Source organism: Actinomycetospora sp., assembly GCF_036497585.1.
GTDB lineage: Bacteria > Actinomycetota > Actinomycetes > Mycobacteriales > Pseudonocardiaceae > Actinomycetospora.
Map to the genome: position 1 here is coordinate 15,241 of NZ_DASXJD010000087.1, position 18,238 is coordinate 33,478.

Consider the following 18,238-nt stretch of genomic DNA (forward strand, 5'->3'; position numbering starts at 1 on the left):
CATGGGACTCGAGGAGAAGCTGCCCAACGGGATCCTGCTCGCCACCGTCGAGGGGCTGGTGAACTGGACCCGCAAGGCGTCGCTGTGGCCGGCCACCTTCGGCCTGGCGTGCTGCGCGATCGAGATGATGACCTCGGGGGCGCCGCGCTACGACCTCGGCCGCTTCGGCATGGAGGTCTTCCGTCCGAGCCCGCGGCAGGCCGACCTCATGATCGTGGCGGGCCGGGTGACCAACAAGATGGCCCCGGTGCTGCGGCAGATCTACGACCAGATGGCCGAGCCGCGCTGGGTGCTCGCGATGGGCGTCTGCGCGTCGTCGGGCGGGATGTTCAACAACTACGCGGTCGTCCAGGGCGTCGACCACGTCGTCCCCGTCGACATGTACCTCCCGGGCTGCCCACCGCGCCCGGAGATGCTGATCGACGCGATCCTCAAGCTCCACCAGAAGATCCAGCAGGAGCCGCTCGGCCCGGTCCGCGCCGAGCTCGCGGCCGAGCGCCGCGCGCAGGGCGAGAAGCTCGAGCTGCTGCCCTCCTCGGTCAAGTACGGGCGGGACCAGTGATGGCCGACGACGAGAAGCAGCCCGGCGTCCCCTCGACCGGGGCCGGCGGCGCGAGCGGCCCGACGGGCGCCACAGCCGACCGCGAGATCCGGGCTGAGTCGTCCGCCGGCGCCGTCGCCCAGGGCCCGCTCGAGCAGCACCGTCCGCACGCCCCGACGGTCACCGGCCGCGCCCGCGAGGGCATGTTCGGCATCGACGGCTCCGGCGACACCTCCGGCTTCGGCGGCCTGCGCCTCCCGGCCTACGCGCCCGCCCCGGCCGAGCGGCCCTACGGCGGCTGGTTCGACGAGGTGGTCGACGAGACCGCGGCGGCGCTGGACGAGGGGGGGGTGACGACGTTCGAGGACGCGGTCCCCCAGGTGACCGTCGACCGCGGCGAGATGACCTGGTACGTCGCCCGCGAGCACCTCCCGACGCTGGCGACGACCCTGCGCGACGACCCCGCGCTGCGGTTCGAGTTCTGCTCGGGGGTGTCCGGCGTCGACTACGGCGAGGGCATCCCGCAGCAGCTGCACTCGGTGACCCAGCTGCTGTCGATGACCTACCGCCGGCGGCTGCGCCTCGAGGTCTGCCTCGACCTCGCGGACCCGCACTGCCCGTCGCTCGTGCCGATCTACCCGACGGCGGACTGGCACGAGCGCGAGACCTGGGACATGTTCGGCATCGTCTACGACGGCCACCCGAGCCTGACCCGGATCCTCATGCCGGACGACTGGAACGGCCACCCGCAGCTCAAGAGCTATCCGCTGGGCGGCATCCCGGTCGAGTACAAGGGCGCCGAGATCCCGCCGCCCGACCAGCGGAGGGCCTACACGTGAGCACTCTCGAGCCCGGTCTGGACCCGCAGACCGACCCCTACGCTGCCTCGTCCCGCGAGACCACCGAGGGCACCGTCTACACCGTCACCGGCGGCGACTGGGACGAGCTGCTCGGCGAGACCACCGGCGACGAGCGCATCGTCATCAACATGGGGCCGCAGCACCCCTCCACCCACGGCGTGCTGCGCCTCGTCCTCGAGATCTCCGGCGAGACGGTGACCGACTGCCGCCTGGTCATCGGCTACCTGCACACCGGGATCGAGAAGAACTGCGAGTACCGCACCTGGACCCAGGGCGTCACCTTCGTGACCCGGTGCGACTACCTGGCGCCGCTGTTCACCGAGACCGCCTACTGCATGTCCACCGAGCGGCTGCTCGGCGTCGAGGTCCCCACGCGGGCCCAGGTGATCCGGGTGCTCCTCATGGAGATCAACCGGATCGGCTCGCACCTCGTCGCGCTCGCGACCGGGGGCATGGAGCTCGGCGCGCTCACCGGCATGACCAACGGGTTCCGGGAGCGCGAGGAGGTCCTGCACCTGCTCGAGTTCCTGACGGGGCTGCGGATGAACCACGCGTTCATCCGGCCGGGCGGCGTCGTCCAGGACCTCCCGGAGGGCGCCGAGAAGCGCATCCTCGAGTTCTGCGACGTCATGGACTCGCGCCTGCCCGGCTTCCACCAGCTGCTCACCGGCAACGCGATCTGGCAGCAGCGCCTCGTCGGGATCGGCTACCTGCCGCTCGACGGCTGCCTCTCGCTCGGGGTGACCGGCCCGATCCTGCGTTCCGCGGGGCTGGCCTGGGACCTGCGCAAGATCGACCCGTACCTCGGGTACGAGCAGTACGACTTCGAGGTCCCGACCGACAACGCCGCCGACTCCTTCGCGCGCTACAAGCTGCGGGTCGAGGAGATGCACCAGTCGCTGCGGATCGTCCGGCAGTGCGTCGAGGCGCTCGAGCCAGGCCCGACCATGGTCGAGGACGCCAAGATCGCCTGGCCGGCGAAGCTGTCCATCGGTGCCGACGGCATGGGCAACTCGCTCGAGCACGTCCGCAAGATCATGGGGCAGTCGATGGAGTCCCTGATCCACCACTTCAAGCTGGTCACCGAGGGCTTCAAGGTCCCGCCGGGCCAGGCCTACGTGCCGATCGAGTCGCCCCGCGGGGAGCTCGGCGCGCACCTGGTCTCCGACGGTGGCACCCGGCCGCTGCGCGTGCACCTGCGCGACCCCAGCTTCGTCAACCTGCAGGCCGCGCCGGCGATGTGCGAGGGCGGGATGATCTCCGACGTCATCGCCGCGCTGGCGAGTCTCGACCCGGTGATGGGGGGATGCGACCGATGACGTCGACGGAAGACGTAGCGCAGCGGAGCTCGACCCGACCGACCGTCAACGAGGTCGATCTGTCGATCTTCGACGGCCAGCGGGAGCGGGCCGCGGCGATCGTCGTCCGCTACCCGGAGCCGCGTTCGGCGCTGCTCCCGCTACTGCACCTCGTGCAGCACGTCGAGGGCCACGTGAGCCGGACCGGCGTCGCGTTCTGCGCGGACGTCCTCGACCTCACCCCCGCCGAGGTCTCGGCCGTCGCGACCTTCTACACGATGTACAAGCGCGAGCCCGTCGGCGAGCACCTGGTCAGCGTCTGCACCAACACGCTGTGCGCGGCGCTGGGCGGCGACGACATCTACGCCGCGGTCCGCGAGCGCCTCGGCGGGATCGGGCACGACGAGACGTCCGGGACCCCGGGGGAGCCCGGCAGCCTCACCATCGAGCACGCCGAGTGCCTCGCGGCCTGCGACCTCGCCCCGGTGCTCACCGTCGACTACGAGTTCTTCGACCGGCAGACCGTCGACTCCGCGCTCGAGATCCTCGACGCGCTGCGGCGCGGGGAGAAGCCCCACCCGACCCGGGGGGCGCCGCTGACCGACTTCCGCTCGGTCGAGCTGCTGCTCGCCGGGTTCTTCGACGAGCCCGAGGTGGGTGGGGCCGCCGCCAACGCCGGCCCCAGCGCGGACGAGGCGACCCTCGCGGGCGCGCAGCTCGCCGAGGAGCGCGGCTGGCACGCCCCGCCGATGCCCGACCGCGGGCCCGACCGGACCACCGAGTCCACGACCCTCCCGGGAGGCCCGTCATGACCGAGGCGACCCGAGCGCCCGAGGAGTACCGACCCGACCCGCTGACGCCGGTCCTCACCCGGCGCTGGCTGCTGCCGGAGTCCTGGACGCTGAGCCACTACACCGAGCTCGGCGGCTACGAGGCGCTCGACACCGCCTTCGCCACCGACCCGGCCGATCTCGTGAGCCTCGTCAAGGACTCCGGGCTGCGGGGGCGCGGCGGCGCCGGCTTCCCGACCGGCATGAAGTGGTCCTTCATCCCGCAGCCCAAGCCGGGTGAGGAGCCGACGGCCGCCACGAAGGACGCCCCGCAGTTCAAGCCGAAGTACCTCGTCATCAACGCCGACGAGGGCGAGCCGGGGACCTGCAAGGACGTCCCGCTGATGATGGCCGACCCGCACAGCCTCATCGAGGGCTGCATCATCACCAGCTACGCGATCCGCGCGAACTTCTGCGCGATCTACGTACGCGGCGAGGTCGTCCACGCGATCCGCCGGCTGCACTGGGCCGTCAAGGAAGCCTACGAGGCCGGGCACCTCGGCAAGGACATCCACGGCACCGGCTTCGACCTCGAGATCGTCGTGCACGCCGGGGCGGGCGCCTACATCTGCGGCGAGGAGACGGCGCTGCTGGACTCCCTCGAGGGTCGGCGCGGACAGCCCCGTCTCAAGCCGCCGTTCCCCGCGACGGCGGGCCTCTACGCGGCCCCGACGGTGGTCAACAACGTGGAGACGATCGCGACGGTCCCGTCGATCGTCGCGGGCGGCAAGGACTGGTTCCGGACGATGGGCCGCGAGCGGTCACCGGGCCCTAAGATCTATTCACTGTCCGGGCACGTCGAGCGCCCCGGCCAGTACGAGGCGCCGCTGGGCACGACACTGCGCGAGCTCCTCGAGATGGCGGGCGGGATGAAGGACGGGATCCCGCTCAAGTTCTGGACGCCCGGCGGGTCCTCGACGCCGCTGTTCACCGCCGAGCACCTCGACGTCCCGCTGGACTTCGAGGGCGCGGTGGAGGCCGGCTCCATGCTCGGCACCACGGCGTTGATGATCTTCAACGAGACCGTGTCGGTCCCATGGGCGGTCATGAAGTGGACCGAGTTCTACGAGCACGAATCCTGCGGCAAGTGCACCCCGTGCCGCGAGGGCTGCTACTGGCTCGCCGGCATCCTGCGCCGGCTCACCGAGGGCCGGGGCACCGAGACCGACATCGACACCCTCCTCGACGTCTGCTCCAACGTGCTCGGCCGCTCGTTCTGCGCCCTGGGCGACGGCGCGGTCTCGCCGATCACCAGCGGGATCAAGTACTTCCGCCAGGAGTTCCTCGACCTCTGCCAGGACCAACCCGCAGGGCACACGGACGCCCGAGGCCCTGCCGTTCTTGCCGGAGCCCACTGATGACACAGGCCCCCCAGAAGGATGAGGCACAGCAGGAGGCACCCCCCGTTCCCGAGGGGCACGTCCGGCTGACGATCGACGGCCAGACCGTCGACGCGCCGAAGGGCGAGCTCCTCATCCGGACCTGCGAGCGCCTCGGCATCGTCGTCCCCCGGTTCTGCGACCACCCGCTCCTCGACCCGGCCGGGGCCTGCCGCCAGTGCCTGGTCGAGGTCGAGATGGGCGGCCGGCCCATGCCCAAGCCGCAGGCCAGCTGCACGATGACCGTCGCCGACGGGATGGTCGTCAAGACCCAGCACACCTCGCCGGTGGCCGACAAGGCCCAGCAGGGCGTGATGGAGCTGCTGCTCATCAACCACCCGCTGGACTGCCCGATCTGCGACAAGGGCGGCGAGTGCCCCTTGCAGAACCAGGCGATGTCCTCGGGGCGCGCGGACTCGCGCTTCGTCGAGGAGAAGCGGCACTTCGCGAAGCCGCTGCCGATCTCCGACGAGGTCCTGCTCGACCGCGAGCGCTGCGTGCTCTGCCAGCGCTGCACCCGGTTCTCCGAGCAGATCGCGGGCGACGACTTCATCGAGCTGCTCGAGCGCGGCGCCCACCAGCAGATCGGCACCGAGGAGACCGCCTGGGGCGAGGGCGAGGACTTCCAGTCCTACTTCTCCGGCAACACCATCCAGATCTGCCCGGTCGGCGCGCTCACCTCGGCGTCCTACCGGTTCCGCAGCCGGCCGTTCGACCTCGTCTCGACGCCGGGCCAGTGCGAGCACTGCGCCTCCGGGTGCTCCACCCGTCGCGACTGGCGCCGCGGCGGCGTGACCCGCGTGCTCGCCGGCGAGGACCCCACCGTCAACGAGGAGTGGCTCTGCGACAAGGGCCGCTTCGCCTTCCGCTACCCCACCTCACCGCAGCGGGTGCTGGCGCCGATGGTCCGCGGCGACGACGGCGAGCTGGCCCCGGTCTCGTGGATCGAGGCGCTCGAGCGGGCCGCCGAGCTGCTCACCGCCGCCCGCGACGGGTCCGGCCCGGCCCGGGTGCTCGTCGGCGAGGACGGCGCCGAAGCCGGAGGGGAAGAAGCAGCGGGCGACCCGAAGCAGGGCGTCGGGGTGCTGCCCGGCGGCCGGCTCACCGTCGAGGACGCCTACGCCTACGGCAAGTTCGCCCGGCTGGCGCTGCGCACCAACGACGTCGACCAGCGCGCCCGCGTGCACTCCGACGAGGAGCTCGACTTCCTCGCGGGCCACGTCGCCGGCGTCGCGCCCGGCCACGTCTCCTACGCCCACCTCGAGGCCGCGCGCACCGTGCTGTGCGTGGCGTTCGAGCCCGAGGAGGAGTCGCCGATCGTCTTCCTGCGGTTGCGCAAGGCCTCCCGCCACGGCACCCGGGTGGTGCACGTCGGGTCCTGGACGACGCCGGCCGTGGTGAAGACCGGCGGTCACCTGGTGCGCGTCGCCCCCGGCGACGAGCCCGCCGCCCTCGACGCCCTGCCCGAGGATGTCGCCACCGCGCTGGCCGAGCCGGGCGCGGTGGTGCTCGTCGGGGAGCGGGCCGCGGAGGTGCCGGGGCTCTACACCGCGGTCGCCGAGCTCGGCGCGCGGACCGGGGCACGGGTCGCCTGGGTGCCACGGCGCGCGGGGGAGCGCGGCGGGGTGGACGCCGGCGCGGTGCCGTCGCTGCTGCCCGGCGCCCGCCTGCTCGACGACGCCGACGCCCGCGAGGCCGTCGCCGCGGTGTGGGGCGTCCCGACGCTGCCCGAGGGTCCCGGCCGCGATGTCACCGCCATGCTGCGCGCCGCCGCGGACGGGGAGCTCGCCGGCCTCGTCGTCGGCGGCGTCGAGCTCGCCGACCTGCCCGACCCGGCCCTGGCCCGCACCGCGCTCGCCGAGGCCGACGTCGTCGTGTCGCTGGAGCAGGTGCTCTCCGAGGTGAGCGAGTACGCCGACGTCGTCCTGCCGGTGGCGCCGGCGGTCAACCGCAGCGGGACCTACCGCAACTGGGAGGGCCGCGACCGGCCGTTCGCGACGACGATCGACCCGGGCCAGGGCGGTTCGGGCCGGGTCGGCGGCACGGCCGCGATCACGCTGCCCGACTGCCGGGTGCTCGACTCGCTGGCCGTCGAGATGGACGTCGACCTGTTCACCCAGACCCCGGCCGCGGCGGCCGCCGAGCTCGCGGAGCTGGGCACGGTCGCGGTGACCCCGTCGACGCCGAGGACCCGCCCGAGCGGCCCCTCCCCGGACGGCCCCTCCCCGGACGGCCCCGCCCCGGACGGCAGCAACGGCACGTTCCTGGCGTCCCACGCCAGAACGGCGCCGGTCACCCATGAGGGCTCGGGCACCGTCCGGCTCGCCACCTGGCGTCAGCTGCTCGACGGCGGGGCGCTCCTCGCCGAGGAGCCCGACCTCCCCGGCACCGCCCGCCCGGCCCGGCTGCGGGTGGCGGCGGGCACCGCCGAGCGCCTCGGCCTCGTCGCCGGCGAGCCCGCCCGCCTCCACGCCGCCGAGACGCCCGGGCGGCACGCGGCACCGGACGCGACGGCGGCCGGGCTCGACCTGCTCGTCGAGCTCGCGGACCTGCCCGAGGACGTCGTCTGGGCCCCCTCCCACGTGCCGGGTCCCAGCCATGAGGGATCAAGAGCGGTCCTCACCCTCGCCGCCCTCGGCCTGCACCACGGCGGCCCGGTGCAGGTGACCGGGTCCGCGGCCACCGTCACCGCCGGAGCCACCCTCGAGTCGGGAGACCAGCAGTGAACCCGCTCCCCCCGCCCGGCGCCCCGGGCTACACCCAGGCCCTGCTCGCGGACGACCCGCTCTGGCTGACGATCATCAAGGTCGTCATCGTGTTCGCGCTGCTCCTGGTCCTGACGCTGTTCATGATCTGGCTCGAGCGGCGCGTGGTGGGGCGGATGCAGCAGCGCCCCGGCCCGAACTGGAACGGCCCCTTCGGCCTGCTCCAGTCGCTGGCCGACGGGCTCAAGCTGGCCTTCAAGGAGGACATCCGGCCGGTCCTCGCCGACCACGCGGTATTCTTCATCGCGCCGGTGATCTCGACGATCCCCGCGTTCGTCGCGTTCGCGGTCATCCCGCTCGGGCCCGAGGTGTCGATCTTCGGGCACCACACCGCGCTGCAGGTCGCCGACCTCCCGGTGGGCGTGCTCGTCGCGATGGCGTGCTCGTCGGTCGGGGTCTACGGGATCGTGCTCTCCGGCTGGGCGTCCGGCTCGCCGTACCCGCTGCTGGGCAGCCTGCGCAGCGCCGCCCAGGTCATCTCCTACGAGCTCGCGCTCGGCCTCTCGATCATCGGCGTGGTGCTCTACGCCGGGTCGCTCTCCACCGCGGACATCGTCTCGGCCCAGGAGACCGGCTGGTACATCTGGCTGCTGCCGGTGAGCTTCGTGGTGTTCGCGATCTCGATGGTCGGCGAGACCAACCGTGCCCCGTTCGACCTCGCGGAGGCCGAGTCCGAGCTGGTCGGCGGCTTCCACACCGAGTACTCGTCGCTGAAGTTCGCGCTGTTCTTCCTCGCCGAGTACGTCAACATGGTCACCCTCTCCGCGGTGGCCACCACGCTGTTCCTCGGTGGGTGGCGCGCCCCGTGGCCGCTGTCGCTGTGGGCGGGCGCGAACGAGGGCTGGGTCCCGATCATCTGGTTCATCAGCAAGATGTTCGTGTTCCTGTTCGTCTACATCTGGCTGCGCGGGACGCTGCCCCGCCAGCGCTACGACCAGTTCATGCGGCTCGGCTGGAAGATCCTCATCCCGATCAGCCTGGTGTGGATCCTCGCCGTCTCCGCGCTGCGCGTGCTGCGCACCCAGTACGGCACGGTGTCCGCCCCGGTGGTGCTGCTGATCGGTGCCGTCGTGCTCGTCGTCGCGGTGGTCGTCGCGGTCCTACTGCCCGACCGCCGGCCGGCGGACGAGGAACCGGAGGAACCCACCGTGGTGTCCGACTACCCGGTGCCGCCGCTCGACCTGGCGGTCCCGCCGTCACCACCCCGACGACGTCGGTCGGTCACCCCGGTGGCCAAGGAGACCGCCGCTGTGGGCTCCGGCTCGGGCTCCGAGGAGAAGGAGGACGCCTGATGGGCATGTTCGACGGCATCGCCGGCTTCGGCGTGACCTTCTCGACGATGTTCAAGAAGGTCGTCACCGAGGAGTACCCGCTGGTCAAGAAGGTGACCGCGCCGCGCTACCACGGCCGCCACCAGCTCAACCGGCACCCGGACGGGCTCGAGAAGTGCGTGGGCTGCGAGCTCTGCGCCTGGGCCTGCCCGGCCGACGCGATCTACGTCGAGGGCGGCGACAACACGCCCGAGGCGCGGTACTCCCCGGGCGAGCGCTACGGCGCGATCTACCAGATCAACTACCTGCGCTGCATCGGCTGCGGGCTCTGCATCGAGGCGTGCCCGACGCGGTCGCTGACGATGACCAACGAGTACGAGCTCGCCGACGACGACCGCCAGGACCTGATCTACACCAAGGACATGCTGCTGGCGCCGCTGCTGCCGGGCATGGAGCAGCCGCCGCACCCGATGCGGCTCGGCGACGACGAGCAGGACTACTACGTGCAGGGCCCCGAGATGGCCCGGCAGGGCCGCGAGCAGGCCGGGGAGCACGACCTCGACACCGACAACCGGGCCGGGGCGAACGTCGAGCCGGGAGCGGCCCTCGTCGGGAAGGGCCCGCTGGCCAAGAGGGGTACGACGGGATGACGACCTCGACGGGCGAAGCGGTCGCTTTCTGGATCCTCGGGCCGGTCGCGCTGGCCGGCGGGCTGGGGATGGTGTTCTCCCGCAACGCCGTGCACTCCGCGCTCTGGCTGGTGCTGACGATGCTCTCGCTGGGCGGGCTCTACATGGTCCAGTCCGCGCCGTTCCTCGGCTTCACTCAGATCATCGTCTACACCGGCGCGATCATGATGCTGTTCATCTTCGTGCTGATGATGGTCGGCCGGGACGCGTCGGACTCCGTCGTCGAGGTGCTGCGCGGCCAGCGCGTCTCGGCGGCGATCCTCGGGATCGGGTTCGCGGCGCTGCTCCTCGGGGCGGTGGCGAACTCGGTGGTGGTGCCGCTCGCCGTCGGGCCCGCCCCCGGCTCCAACGTCGGCAACCTCGGGCTGCTGATCTACCAGCGCTACCTGCTCGCGTTCGAGCTGACCTCGGCGCTGATCATCACCGGCGCGCTGGGTGCGATGGTCTACACCTTCGCCGGGCGGGCGAAGGCCAAGGTGATCACGCAGCGGGAGCGCGTCACGGCGCGCCTGCTCGGCCCGCCCGAGAAGTACGGCTCGCGGTCCGGGCCCGGCGTGTTCGCCACCGGCGACTCGGTGGCCACCCCGGCGCTGCTGCCCGACGGCTCGGTCGCGCCCGAGTCGCTCTCGTCGATCATCGAGGCCACGGCCCGGGAGCGGCTGGGTCACGCCACCGAACTGGCCCACGCGGGCGACGCGCACGACCAGCACGCCCGGGACCACGAACCGCACCACGAGGCGGGTCACGAGGCCGGTCACGAGGCCCGTCACGAGCAGAGCGAGATCCAGGGGAGCCAGGCGTGAGCCCCACGAACTACCTGCTGCTGTCCGCGGTCCTGTTCGCCATCGGCACCGTCGGGGTGCTCGTGCGGCGCAACGCGATCGTCGTGTTCATGTGCGTCGAGCTCATGCTCAACGCGGTCAACCTCTCGCTGGTCACTTTCGCGCGCCTCAACGGCTCGCTCGACGGCCAGGTCATGGCGTTCTTCGTCATGGTCGTGGCCGCCGCGGAGGTCGTCGTCGGCCTCTCGATCATCATGTCCATCTTCCGCGCGCGCCGGACCGCCTCGGTGGACGACGCGAACCTCCTCAAGTACTGACGGGAGCCTCGATGCTCGCCCTGCTGGCCGCTGACCAGCTGCCACCGGTCGGTCCCGCGACCGGCGCCGCGAGCGCGGCCTGGGTCCTCGTGGCCCTGCCCGCGCTCGGCGCCCTCGTGCTCTTCCTCGGCGGGACGCGCACCGACCGGTTCGGCCACGTCGTCGGGGTCGCGACGGTGCTGGGGTCGTTCGTCTACGGCGTGGTGCTCTTCGTCCAGGCGCTCGCGCTGCCGGGCGAGGAGCGGGTCCGCGACCTGCCGCTCTACGAGTGGTTCGGCTCCGGATCGCTCTCGGTGGAGTTCGGGCTGCGCCTCGACCCGCTCTCGCTGACGTTCGTCCTGCTGATCACCGGCGTCGGCTCGCTGATCCACATCTACTCCGTGGGCTACATGAGCCACGACGAGCACCGCCGCAAGTTCTTCGCGATGCTCAACCTCTTCGTCGCCTCGATGCTGATCCTGGTCCTCGGCAACGGCTTCCTCACCCTCTACCTGGGCTGGGAGGGCGTGGGTCTCGCGTCGTACCTGCTGATCGGCTTCTACGTCGCCCGCCCGCTCGCCGCGAGCGCGGCGAAGAAGGCGTTCCTCATGAACCGGGTCGGTGACGTCGGCCTGGCGCTCGCGATCTTCATCCTCTTCCAGCAGCTCGGGACCACCCAGTACACCGAGGTGTTCGCCCGCGCCGGGGAGATGTCGACCGGCACGCTCACCGCGGTGACGCTGCTGCTCCTGCTCGGCGCGTGCGGCAAGTCCGGCCAGTTCCCGCTGCAGGCCTGGCTCCCCGACGCCATGGAGGGCCCGACCCCGGTGTCGGCGCTGATCCACGCCGCCACCATGGTCACCGCCGGGGTCTACCTCGTCGCCCGGACCCACCCGCTCTACGACCTCGCGCCGACGGGCCAGCTCGCGGTGACGATCGTCGGGGCCGTCACGCTGCTCATCGGCGCGATCGTCGGGTGCGCCTACGACGACATCAAGAAGGTCCTCGCCTACTCCACCGTCAGCCAGATCGGCTACATGATGCTGGCCGTCGGGCTGGGACCGATCGGCTATGCGGCGGGTCTCGCGCACCTGCTTGCGCACGGCTTCTTCAAGGCCGGGCTCTTCCTCGGGGCCGGCTCGGTGATGCACGGGATGGCCGACGAGACCGACATGCGCCGGTTCGGCGGGCTGTGGCGCCACCTGCCGATCACGTTCGGCACCTTCACCCTCGGCTACCTGGCGCTGATCGGCTTCCCGTTCCTGTCCGGCTTCTACTCCAAGGACGCGATCATCGAGGCCTCGCTCGGGGGATCGCTGACCCGCGGCTGGCTGCTCGGCGGCGCCGCGCTGCTCGGCGCGGGCCTCACCGCCTTCTACATGACGCGCCTGATGCTCATGACCTTCTTCGGCGCCGAGCGCTGGCGCGAGCTGACGCCGCGCCGCGCGCCCTGGGATCCGCAGGCGGAGAGCGAGGCGCGGCCGCAGGCGCCGGAGGCGGGGCACGGAACACGGAGCGATCAGGGGAGCACGCCGATAGGGGAGCTGGACCATTCGGCACCGCACGGCTACCACCCGCACGAGTCCCCGTCGGTGATGACGGTGCCGATGATCCTGCTGGCCGTCGGCTCGGCGGGCGCGGGCGCGTTCCTCGTCATCGGGGAGCGGCTCGGGGGCTGGCTGGAGCCGGCGGTCGGCCCGGTCGGCGAGGTCTCCGACGCCGTCATCCCGACGGGCCTCGTGCCCGGCATCGCGTCGGTGCTCATGGTCCTCGGCGCCGGCATCGCCTACCTCAGCGTGGGGCGCAAGCCGGTGCCGGTCGAGCGTCCCGCCCGGGTCTCGTGGCCGGTGCGCGCCGCCCGGGCCGACCTGTACGCCAACGCCATCAACGAGGGGCTCGTCGCCCGCCCCGGGCTCTGGCTCTCGCGGGCGCTGGTCTACCTCGACAACCGTGGGGTCGACGGCGCCGTCAACGGCACCGCCGCCCTGCTCGGCGGTGCCTCGGGCCGGGCCCGGCGCACCCAGACCGGGTTCGTGCGCTCGTACGCGCTGACGATGCTGGGAGGCTCGCTCGTGCTGGTCGCGGCGCTGCTGGCGGTGACACTCCCGTGAGTGCCCTGCTCCTGGTCATCATCCTGGTGCCGCTCGTCGGGGCGGCGGTGTGCGGGGCGCTGGTGCGAGCCGGCGCCGGCCCGAAGGGCGACACGACGGCGAAGACGGTCGGCTTCGTCGTCTCCCTCGTCGAGCTGGTCCTGGTCGCCGTGGTGTGGGCGATGTTCGTCCCGGCCGCGCCGACCCGCTTCCAGGGCGAGCTCTCCGTGGCCTGGATCCCGGCCTTCGGCACCCGGTTCGCGCTCGGGATCGACGGCATCGCGCTCGTGATGATCGCGCTGCTCGCGGTGCTGGTGCCGATCGTGATCGCGTACACGTCGTTCACGCGTTCTTCCGAGGCGAGCGCAGCGACGGGACGCGGCGGGACAGGCCGGTTCCCCGACGGACGCGGCGCGGGCGGCTTCGTCGCGCTGATGCTCTCCCTGCAGGGGATCCTCGTCGCCCTGTTCGCCGCGACCGACGTCTTCCTGTTCTACGTGCTCTTCGAGGTCATGCTCGTCCCGATGTACTTCATCATCGGGCGCTTCGGCGGGGCCCGGCGGCAGTACGCGGCGGTCAAGTTCTTCCTGTACTCGTTCCTCGGCGGCCTGCTGATGCTCGGGTCGATCATCGGGATCTACGTGGCGAGCGGGACCCGCCTCGGCCAGGCCAGCTTCGACTGGACGACGCTGCAGCACCTCGCGGCGCAGCTGCCGCTGTCCACCCAGATCCCGCTCTTCCTCGGTTTCTTCGCCGCGTTCGCGATCAAGGCGCCGCTGGTGCCGCTGCACACCTGGCTGCCCGACGCCGGTGCCGAGGCCCCGATCGGCGGCGGTGTCATCCTCGTCGGCGTCCTGGACAAGGTCGGCGTGTTCGGGTTCCTGCGCTACTGCCTGCCGCTGTTCCCGCTGGCCTCGCAGTCCCTCGCCCCGCTCGCGCTGGTGCTCTCGGTGATCGGCGTGATCTACGGGGCGCTGCTCGCCGCGATGCAGACCGACATGAAGCGCTTCGTCTCCTACACCTCGATCGCCCACTTCGGGTTCATCGGCCTGGGGATCTTCGCGTTCTCCCAGCAGGCGCTCGCGGGCTCGTCGCTCTACATGGTCAACCACGGCATCTCGACGGCGATGCTGTTCCTCGTCGTCGGGATGCTCGCCGCCCGCGGCGGGTCGAGTCGCATCGCCGACTACGGCGGCGTCGGGCGGATCGCCCCGGTCCTCTCGGGGCTCTTCCTGGTGGCCGGCCTGACGACGCTGTCGCTGCCCGGCACGAACTCCTTCGTCTCGGAGTTCCTCGTGCTGCTCGGCGCCTGGCCGCGGGAGCCGGTGTACACGGTGATCGCGACCGTCGGGATGATCTTCGCCGCGCTCTACGTGCTCTGGGTCTTCCAGCGCACCATGACCCGCCCGCTGCGCGGCGAGGCCGTCCTCGGCGGCGGACCGGGGGCGGCCTCGGCGGCGGCGCTGGGGGGGGTGTCCGACGGCGGGCTGCGCGACATGCTCGAGGACGACGCGTCCGCCCGGGCCCGCGCCCGCTTCGGCGACCTCACCGGGCGGGAGATCGGGGTCCTCGCGCCCCTGGTCCTGCTGATCTTCCTGCTCGGGTTCTTCCCGCAGCCGGTCCTGGACATCGTCAACCCGGCGGTCTCCGCCACCATGAGCGAGGTCGGCGTCGCCGACCCGGTCGGCCCGAACGGAGTCGCCCGATGACGGCAACGATGCTCCCCGCCCAGGGCGGATCGCTCTCCGCGTCGCTGGGGGTGGACTACGGCGCGCTGGCCCCGTTGTTCATCATCCTCGGCGCGGCCTGCGTCTCGGTCCTGATCGAGGCGTTCGTCCCGCTGGCCCGCCGCGCGTCGTGGCAGCTGGTGCTCTCGCTCGCCGCGATCGCGGTGTCGCTCGTCCTCGTGATCGTGCGGGCGGTGAGCGAGACGCCGGCGACGATCGTGCTGGCCGGCTCGCTCTCGGTGGACACCCCGAGCCTGTTCCTCTGGGGCACGTTGCTCGCCCTCGCCATCCCCTCGGTGCTCATGATCGCCGACCGTTCCGTGGAGGCGGGCGGCGCGTTCGTGGCCGACCCGGAGGCGCTCGCCGAGGCCCAGGAGCGGGCCCGGGTGCGCGCGCCGGTCACGGTGGGGGGCGGGTCCGGAGGCTCCGGCGGGACGGGTGGCTCCGCCGGGGACGGCGCCGGCCGGTCACCGCGGGGCGGGCAGGCGCCGCCGCCGGAGATGCACACCGAGGTCTTCCCGTTCGTGCTCTTCGCGCTCGGCGGGATGCTCGCGTTCTGCGCTGCGAACGACCTGCTCACGATGTTCGTCGCCCTCGAGGTGCTCAGCCTGCCGCTCTACCTGCTCTGCGGGCTGGCGCGGCGTCGTCGGGTGCTCTCGCAGGAGGCCGCGGTCAAGTACTTCCTGCTCGGGGCGTTCGCCTCGGCCTTCTTCCTCTACGGCGTGGCGCTGCTCTACGGCTACGCCGGCTCGGTGCGGCTCTCCGACATCGCCGCGGCGGCCGCCGGGGGCCTGCGCTCGGACACGCTGCTCTTCGGCGGGCTCGCGCTGCTCGTGGTCGGGCTGATGTTCAAAGCCTCGGTCGGCCCCTTCCACACCTGGACCCCCGACGTCTACCAGGGCGCGCCGACCCCGGTGACCGCGTTCATGGCGGCCTGCACCAAGGTCGCCGCGTTCGGCGCGATCCTGCGGGTGTTCTTCGTCGCGTTCGGCCCCACGGCGACCGAGTGGCGCGGCGTGCTGTGGGCGGTCGCGATCGCATCGATGGTCATCGGGGTGGTGCTGGGGCTCACCCAGACCGACCTCAAGCGGATGGTGGCCTATTCCTCGGTGGCCCACGCCGGGTTCCTGCTCATCGGCTGCCTGGCCATCACCCCGGCCGGCCTGTCGAGCACGCTGTTCTACCTGCTCGCCTACGGGTTCACGACGATCGCGATCCTCGGGCTGATCACGCTGGTCCGTACCGGCGACGGCGAGGCCACCCACCTCTCGGCCTACGCGGGGCTCGCGACGCGCTCGCCGGTGGTGGCGGCCTCGCTGTCGTTCTGTCTGCTCGCCCTCGCCGGGGTGCCGCTGACCAGCGGGTTCACGGCCAAGTTCGCGGTGTTCTCGGCGGGCCTGGCCGACGGGGAGGCGCCGCTGGTGATCGTCGCCCTGGTGTGCAGCGCGATCGCCGCGTTCTTCTACCTCCGCGTGATCGTGATGATGTACTTCTCCGAGCCGGCGGCGGACGGGCCGTCGGTGAGCCTGCCGGGCCCGCTGACCACCGTGTCGATCACGCTGGGCCTCGTGGTCACGCTCCTGCTCGGCATCGTCCCGACGGCGGCCCTGGACTGGGCGGCCGCCGCCCGGTTCCTCGGCTGAGACGCGATACCCGACGGGTCCCCGACGTCGGGAAGGTTGACAATGTGATCGTGCAGAGCTCCACACCGGCAGGCTCCTCGCCCACCGCCGCGACCCAGGTCGCCGGTCTCCCGATCGCCGACGAGGCGCTCGCCACGGAGGTGACGGCCGGGCTCGAGCGCGTCGAGGACCTGCTGCGCCAGGAGGTCCACAGCGACTACCGCTTCGTCGCGGACACCTCGCTGCACCTCATCGAGGCCGGCGGCAAGCGGTTCCGCCCGTTGCTGACGCTGCTCGCGGCGCAGGTCGGCGCGGGAGACGGGGCGCAACGGAGCGCGACCTCCTCGCGGGCGACGAGCGACGACGTCGTCGTCGCCGCCACCTCGGTGGAGCTGGTGCACCTCGCGACGCTCTACCACGACGACGTCATGGACGAGGCCGTGATGCGCCGCGGGGCGCAGAGCGCGAACGCCCGATGGGACAACACCGTCGCGATCCTCACCGGGGACTACCTGTTCGCGCACGCCTCACGGCTCGTCTCCCAGCTCGGTCCGGACGCGGTGCGGATCATCGCCGAGACGTTCGCCGAGCTCGTCACCGGCCAGATGCGCGAGACCCGCGGGCCGCGGGGCGACGACCCCGTCGAGCACTACATGGCGGTCGTCGCCGAGAAGACCGGCTCGCTCATCGCCACCGCGGGCCGGTTCGGGGCGATGTTCGCGGACGCCCGGCCCACGGACGTCGAGGCGCTGCGCCGGTTCGGGGAGATCATCGGGGCCGCGTTCCAGGTCTCGGACGACATCATCGACATCGCCTCGCCGTCGGGCGACTCCGGCAAGACCCCGGGCACCGACCTGCGCGAGGGCGTGGCGACCCTGCCGGTGCTGTTCGCGCTGGCCGACGACGGGCCCGACGCCCGGCGGCTGCGCGCTCTCGGCGTCGGGGAGAAGGAGATCACCGACGACGCGGTGATCGCCGAGGCGCTGGACGTCCTCCGCGGCTCGGAGGGACTCGTCCGGGCCCGGGAGGCGCTCGACGCCCAGGCGCGGGCCGCCCGCGACGAGCTCGCCGGGCTGCCCGCCGGCCCCGCCCGCGACGCCCTGTCGGGGCTGCTGGACTACACCGTCGACCGCGTCGGCTGAGCGCCGGCCGTCCGCAGGGACGGGCGCCGTCGATACGCCCACCAGCCCTCCACCGCGAAGACGGCGAGGGCGATCCAGACGAGGACGAAGCCGACCCACCGGGCGGTCGGCATCGGCTCGTGGTCGACCAGCACGCCCCAGGCGAACTGCAGGGTCGGGTTCACGTACTGCAACAGGCCCAGCGTGGCCAGCGGCAGCCGGCGGGCCCCCACCGCGAAGAGCAGCAGCGGGAGCGCGGTCACCGGGCCCGCCGAGATCAGCAGCAGGGTGTGCCCGGTGCCGTGCCCGAAGGTGCCGACCCCGGTCGCCCCGAGCCAGACGAGGTAGCCGATCGCGACCGGCCCGAGCAGGAAGCCCTCGGCGGTCAGGCCGGCCACCGGCTCGAGCGGCACACGCTTCTTGAGCAGCCCGTAGAGGCCGAAGCTGCACGCCAGCACGAGCGCGATCCACGGCAGCGCCCCGGTCCCGGCCCAGAGGACCGCGACGGCCACCGCCGCGACCCCCACCGCCACCCACTGCAGCCGCCGCAGCCGCTCGCCGAGGACGACGACGGCCAGCACCACCGAAACCAGCGGGTTCATGTAGTAGCCCAGCGCGCTCTCCACGACACGCCCGTGGGTCACGCCCCAGATGTAGACGCCCCAGTTGACCGTGATGAGCGCCGACGCGGCCGTGATGGTGACCCAGGTCCGCCATGACTGCCCGCGCAACCGCGACCAGCCCCGCAGCACCGTGAGGAGCACGAGCATCGCGACGAGCGTCCACGCGATCCGGTGGGCGAGGATCTCCACCGACCCCGCGGGCTCGAGGAGCGGCCAGAACGCGGGGAAGGTGCCCCATAGCGTGTAGGCGCCGAGCGCGGCGATCAGGCCGGATCGGGACGGGCGGGCCGGGGAGTCGTCATCGACCACACCTGACCTCACCACGGCGCCGGGCACCTCGGCAC

The 18,238-nt window shown here is 72.3% G+C and carries 15 protein-coding genes; 14 read left to right on the forward strand and 1 reads right to left on the reverse strand.

Annotation, left to right across the window (positions count from 1 at the left end):
* The first annotated feature begins 1 nt into the window (after position 1).
* The 14 genes from VGH76_RS07725 to VGH76_RS07790 are packed head-to-tail and all read left to right on the forward strand — an operon-like array spanning position 2 to position 17,292.
* Positions 2–562 (forward strand): NADH-quinone oxidoreductase subunit B family protein, encoded by a 561-nt coding sequence (locus tag VGH76_RS07725; protein ID WP_331556048.1) that lies wholly within the window; start codon positions 2–4, stop codon positions 560–562.
* The gene (locus VGH76_RS07730) at positions 562–1,380 is read left to right on the forward strand and encodes an NADH-quinone oxidoreductase subunit C (protein WP_331556049.1); all 819 of its coding nucleotides are present in this window, start codon (positions 562–564) and stop codon (positions 1,378–1,380) included. The genes VGH76_RS07725 and VGH76_RS07730 overlap by 1 nt, the downstream gene beginning before the upstream one ends.
* Positions 1,377–2,720: an NADH-quinone oxidoreductase subunit D gene (locus VGH76_RS07735; RefSeq protein ID WP_331556050.1), complete on the forward strand. Its 1,344-nt coding sequence runs from the start codon at positions 1,377–1,379 to the stop codon at positions 2,718–2,720. Before VGH76_RS07730 ends, VGH76_RS07735 begins: the two co-directional genes overlap by 4 nt.
* Positions 2,717–3,511: an NADH-quinone oxidoreductase subunit NuoE gene (gene nuoE, locus VGH76_RS07740; RefSeq protein ID WP_331556051.1), complete on the forward strand. Its 795-nt coding sequence runs from the start codon at positions 2,717–2,719 to the stop codon at positions 3,509–3,511. Before VGH76_RS07735 ends, nuoE begins: the two co-directional genes overlap by 4 nt.
* Positions 3,508–4,887, forward strand: a complete 1,380-nt coding sequence (gene nuoF, locus VGH76_RS07745) for an NADH-quinone oxidoreductase subunit NuoF (protein WP_331556052.1) — start codon at positions 3,508–3,510, stop codon at positions 4,885–4,887. The genes nuoE and nuoF overlap by 4 nt, the downstream gene beginning before the upstream one ends.
* Positions 4,887–7,634, forward strand: a complete 2,748-nt coding sequence (locus VGH76_RS07750) for an NADH-quinone oxidoreductase subunit G (RefSeq protein ID WP_331556053.1) — start codon at positions 4,887–4,889, stop codon at positions 7,632–7,634. Before nuoF ends, VGH76_RS07750 begins: the two co-directional genes overlap by 1 nt.
* Positions 7,631–8,965 (forward strand): NADH-quinone oxidoreductase subunit NuoH, encoded by a 1,335-nt coding sequence (gene nuoH, locus VGH76_RS07755; protein ID WP_331556054.1) that lies wholly within the window; start codon positions 7,631–7,633, stop codon positions 8,963–8,965. The genes VGH76_RS07750 and nuoH overlap by 4 nt, the downstream gene beginning before the upstream one ends.
* Positions 8,965–9,594 (forward strand): NADH-quinone oxidoreductase subunit NuoI, encoded by a 630-nt coding sequence (gene nuoI / locus VGH76_RS07760; protein ID WP_331556055.1) that lies wholly within the window; start codon positions 8,965–8,967, stop codon positions 9,592–9,594. The genes nuoH and nuoI overlap by 1 nt, the downstream gene beginning before the upstream one ends.
* Positions 9,591–10,436 (forward strand): NADH-quinone oxidoreductase subunit J, encoded by an 846-nt coding sequence (locus VGH76_RS07765; RefSeq protein ID WP_331556056.1) that lies wholly within the window; start codon positions 9,591–9,593, stop codon positions 10,434–10,436. The genes nuoI and VGH76_RS07765 overlap by 4 nt, the downstream gene beginning before the upstream one ends.
* On the forward strand, positions 10,433–10,732 hold the full coding sequence (nuoK, locus tag VGH76_RS07770; RefSeq protein WP_169185271.1) for an NADH-quinone oxidoreductase subunit NuoK: 300 nt from the start codon (positions 10,433–10,435) through the stop codon (positions 10,730–10,732). The genes VGH76_RS07765 and nuoK overlap by 4 nt, the downstream gene beginning before the upstream one ends.
* 11 nt (positions 10,733–10,743) lie before the next feature.
* A complete protein-coding gene (gene nuoL / locus VGH76_RS07775) occupies positions 10,744–12,822 on the forward strand; it encodes an NADH-quinone oxidoreductase subunit L (protein WP_331556057.1) in 2,079 nt (692 codons plus the stop codon).
* Positions 12,819–14,510 (forward strand): NADH-quinone oxidoreductase subunit M, encoded by a 1,692-nt coding sequence (locus tag VGH76_RS07780; RefSeq protein ID WP_331556058.1) that lies wholly within the window; start codon positions 12,819–12,821, stop codon positions 14,508–14,510. Before nuoL ends, VGH76_RS07780 begins: the two co-directional genes overlap by 4 nt.
* Positions 14,507–16,171 (forward strand): NADH-quinone oxidoreductase subunit NuoN, encoded by a 1,665-nt coding sequence (nuoN, locus tag VGH76_RS07785; protein WP_331556059.1) that lies wholly within the window; start codon positions 14,507–14,509, stop codon positions 16,169–16,171. The genes VGH76_RS07780 and nuoN overlap by 4 nt, the downstream gene beginning before the upstream one ends.
* A gap of 50 nt (positions 16,172–16,221) precedes the next feature.
* On the forward strand, positions 16,222–17,292 hold the full coding sequence (locus VGH76_RS07790; RefSeq protein WP_331556060.1) for a polyprenyl synthetase family protein: 1,071 nt from the start codon (positions 16,222–16,224) through the stop codon (positions 17,290–17,292).
* On the opposite strand, the gene rarD is transcribed toward VGH76_RS07790, so the two are convergent.
* Positions 17,268–18,203 carry an EamA family transporter RarD gene (rarD, locus tag VGH76_RS07795; RefSeq protein ID WP_331556061.1) on the reverse strand — a complete coding sequence of 312 codons (936 nt, stop codon included), beginning with the start codon at positions 18,201–18,203 and terminating at the stop codon, positions 17,268–17,270. The two genes, VGH76_RS07790 and rarD, sit on opposite strands and share 25 nt — an antisense overlap.
* Positions 18,204–18,238 lie beyond the last annotated feature (35 nt).

Excerpts from the sequence above, each read along its gene's own strand:
- VGH76_RS07725 (WP_331556048.1), top strand. The coding sequence starts at position 2 with ATGGGACTCGAGGAGAAGCTGCCCAACGGGATCCTGCTCGCCACCGTC.
- VGH76_RS07730 (WP_331556049.1), top strand. The coding sequence starts at position 562 with ATGGCCGACGACGAGAAGCAGCCCGGCGTCCCCTCGACCGGGGCCGGC.
- nuoE (WP_331556051.1), top strand. The coding sequence starts at position 2,717 with ATGACGTCGACGGAAGACGTAGCGCAGCGGAGCTCGACCCGACCGACC.
- nuoF (WP_331556052.1), top strand. The coding sequence starts at position 3,508 with ATGACCGAGGCGACCCGAGCGCCCGAGGAGTACCGACCCGACCCGCTG.
- VGH76_RS07750 (WP_331556053.1), top strand. The coding sequence starts at position 4,887 with ATGACACAGGCCCCCCAGAAGGATGAGGCACAGCAGGAGGCACCCCCC.
- nuoI (WP_331556055.1), top strand. The coding sequence starts at position 8,965 with ATGGGCATGTTCGACGGCATCGCCGGCTTCGGCGTGACCTTCTCGACG.
- VGH76_RS07765 (WP_331556056.1), top strand. The coding sequence starts at position 9,591 with ATGACGACCTCGACGGGCGAAGCGGTCGCTTTCTGGATCCTCGGGCCG.
- nuoL (WP_331556057.1), top strand. The coding sequence starts at position 10,744 with ATGCTCGCCCTGCTGGCCGCTGACCAGCTGCCACCGGTCGGTCCCGCG.
- nuoN (WP_331556059.1), top strand. The coding sequence starts at position 14,507 with ATGACGGCAACGATGCTCCCCGCCCAGGGCGGATCGCTCTCCGCGTCG.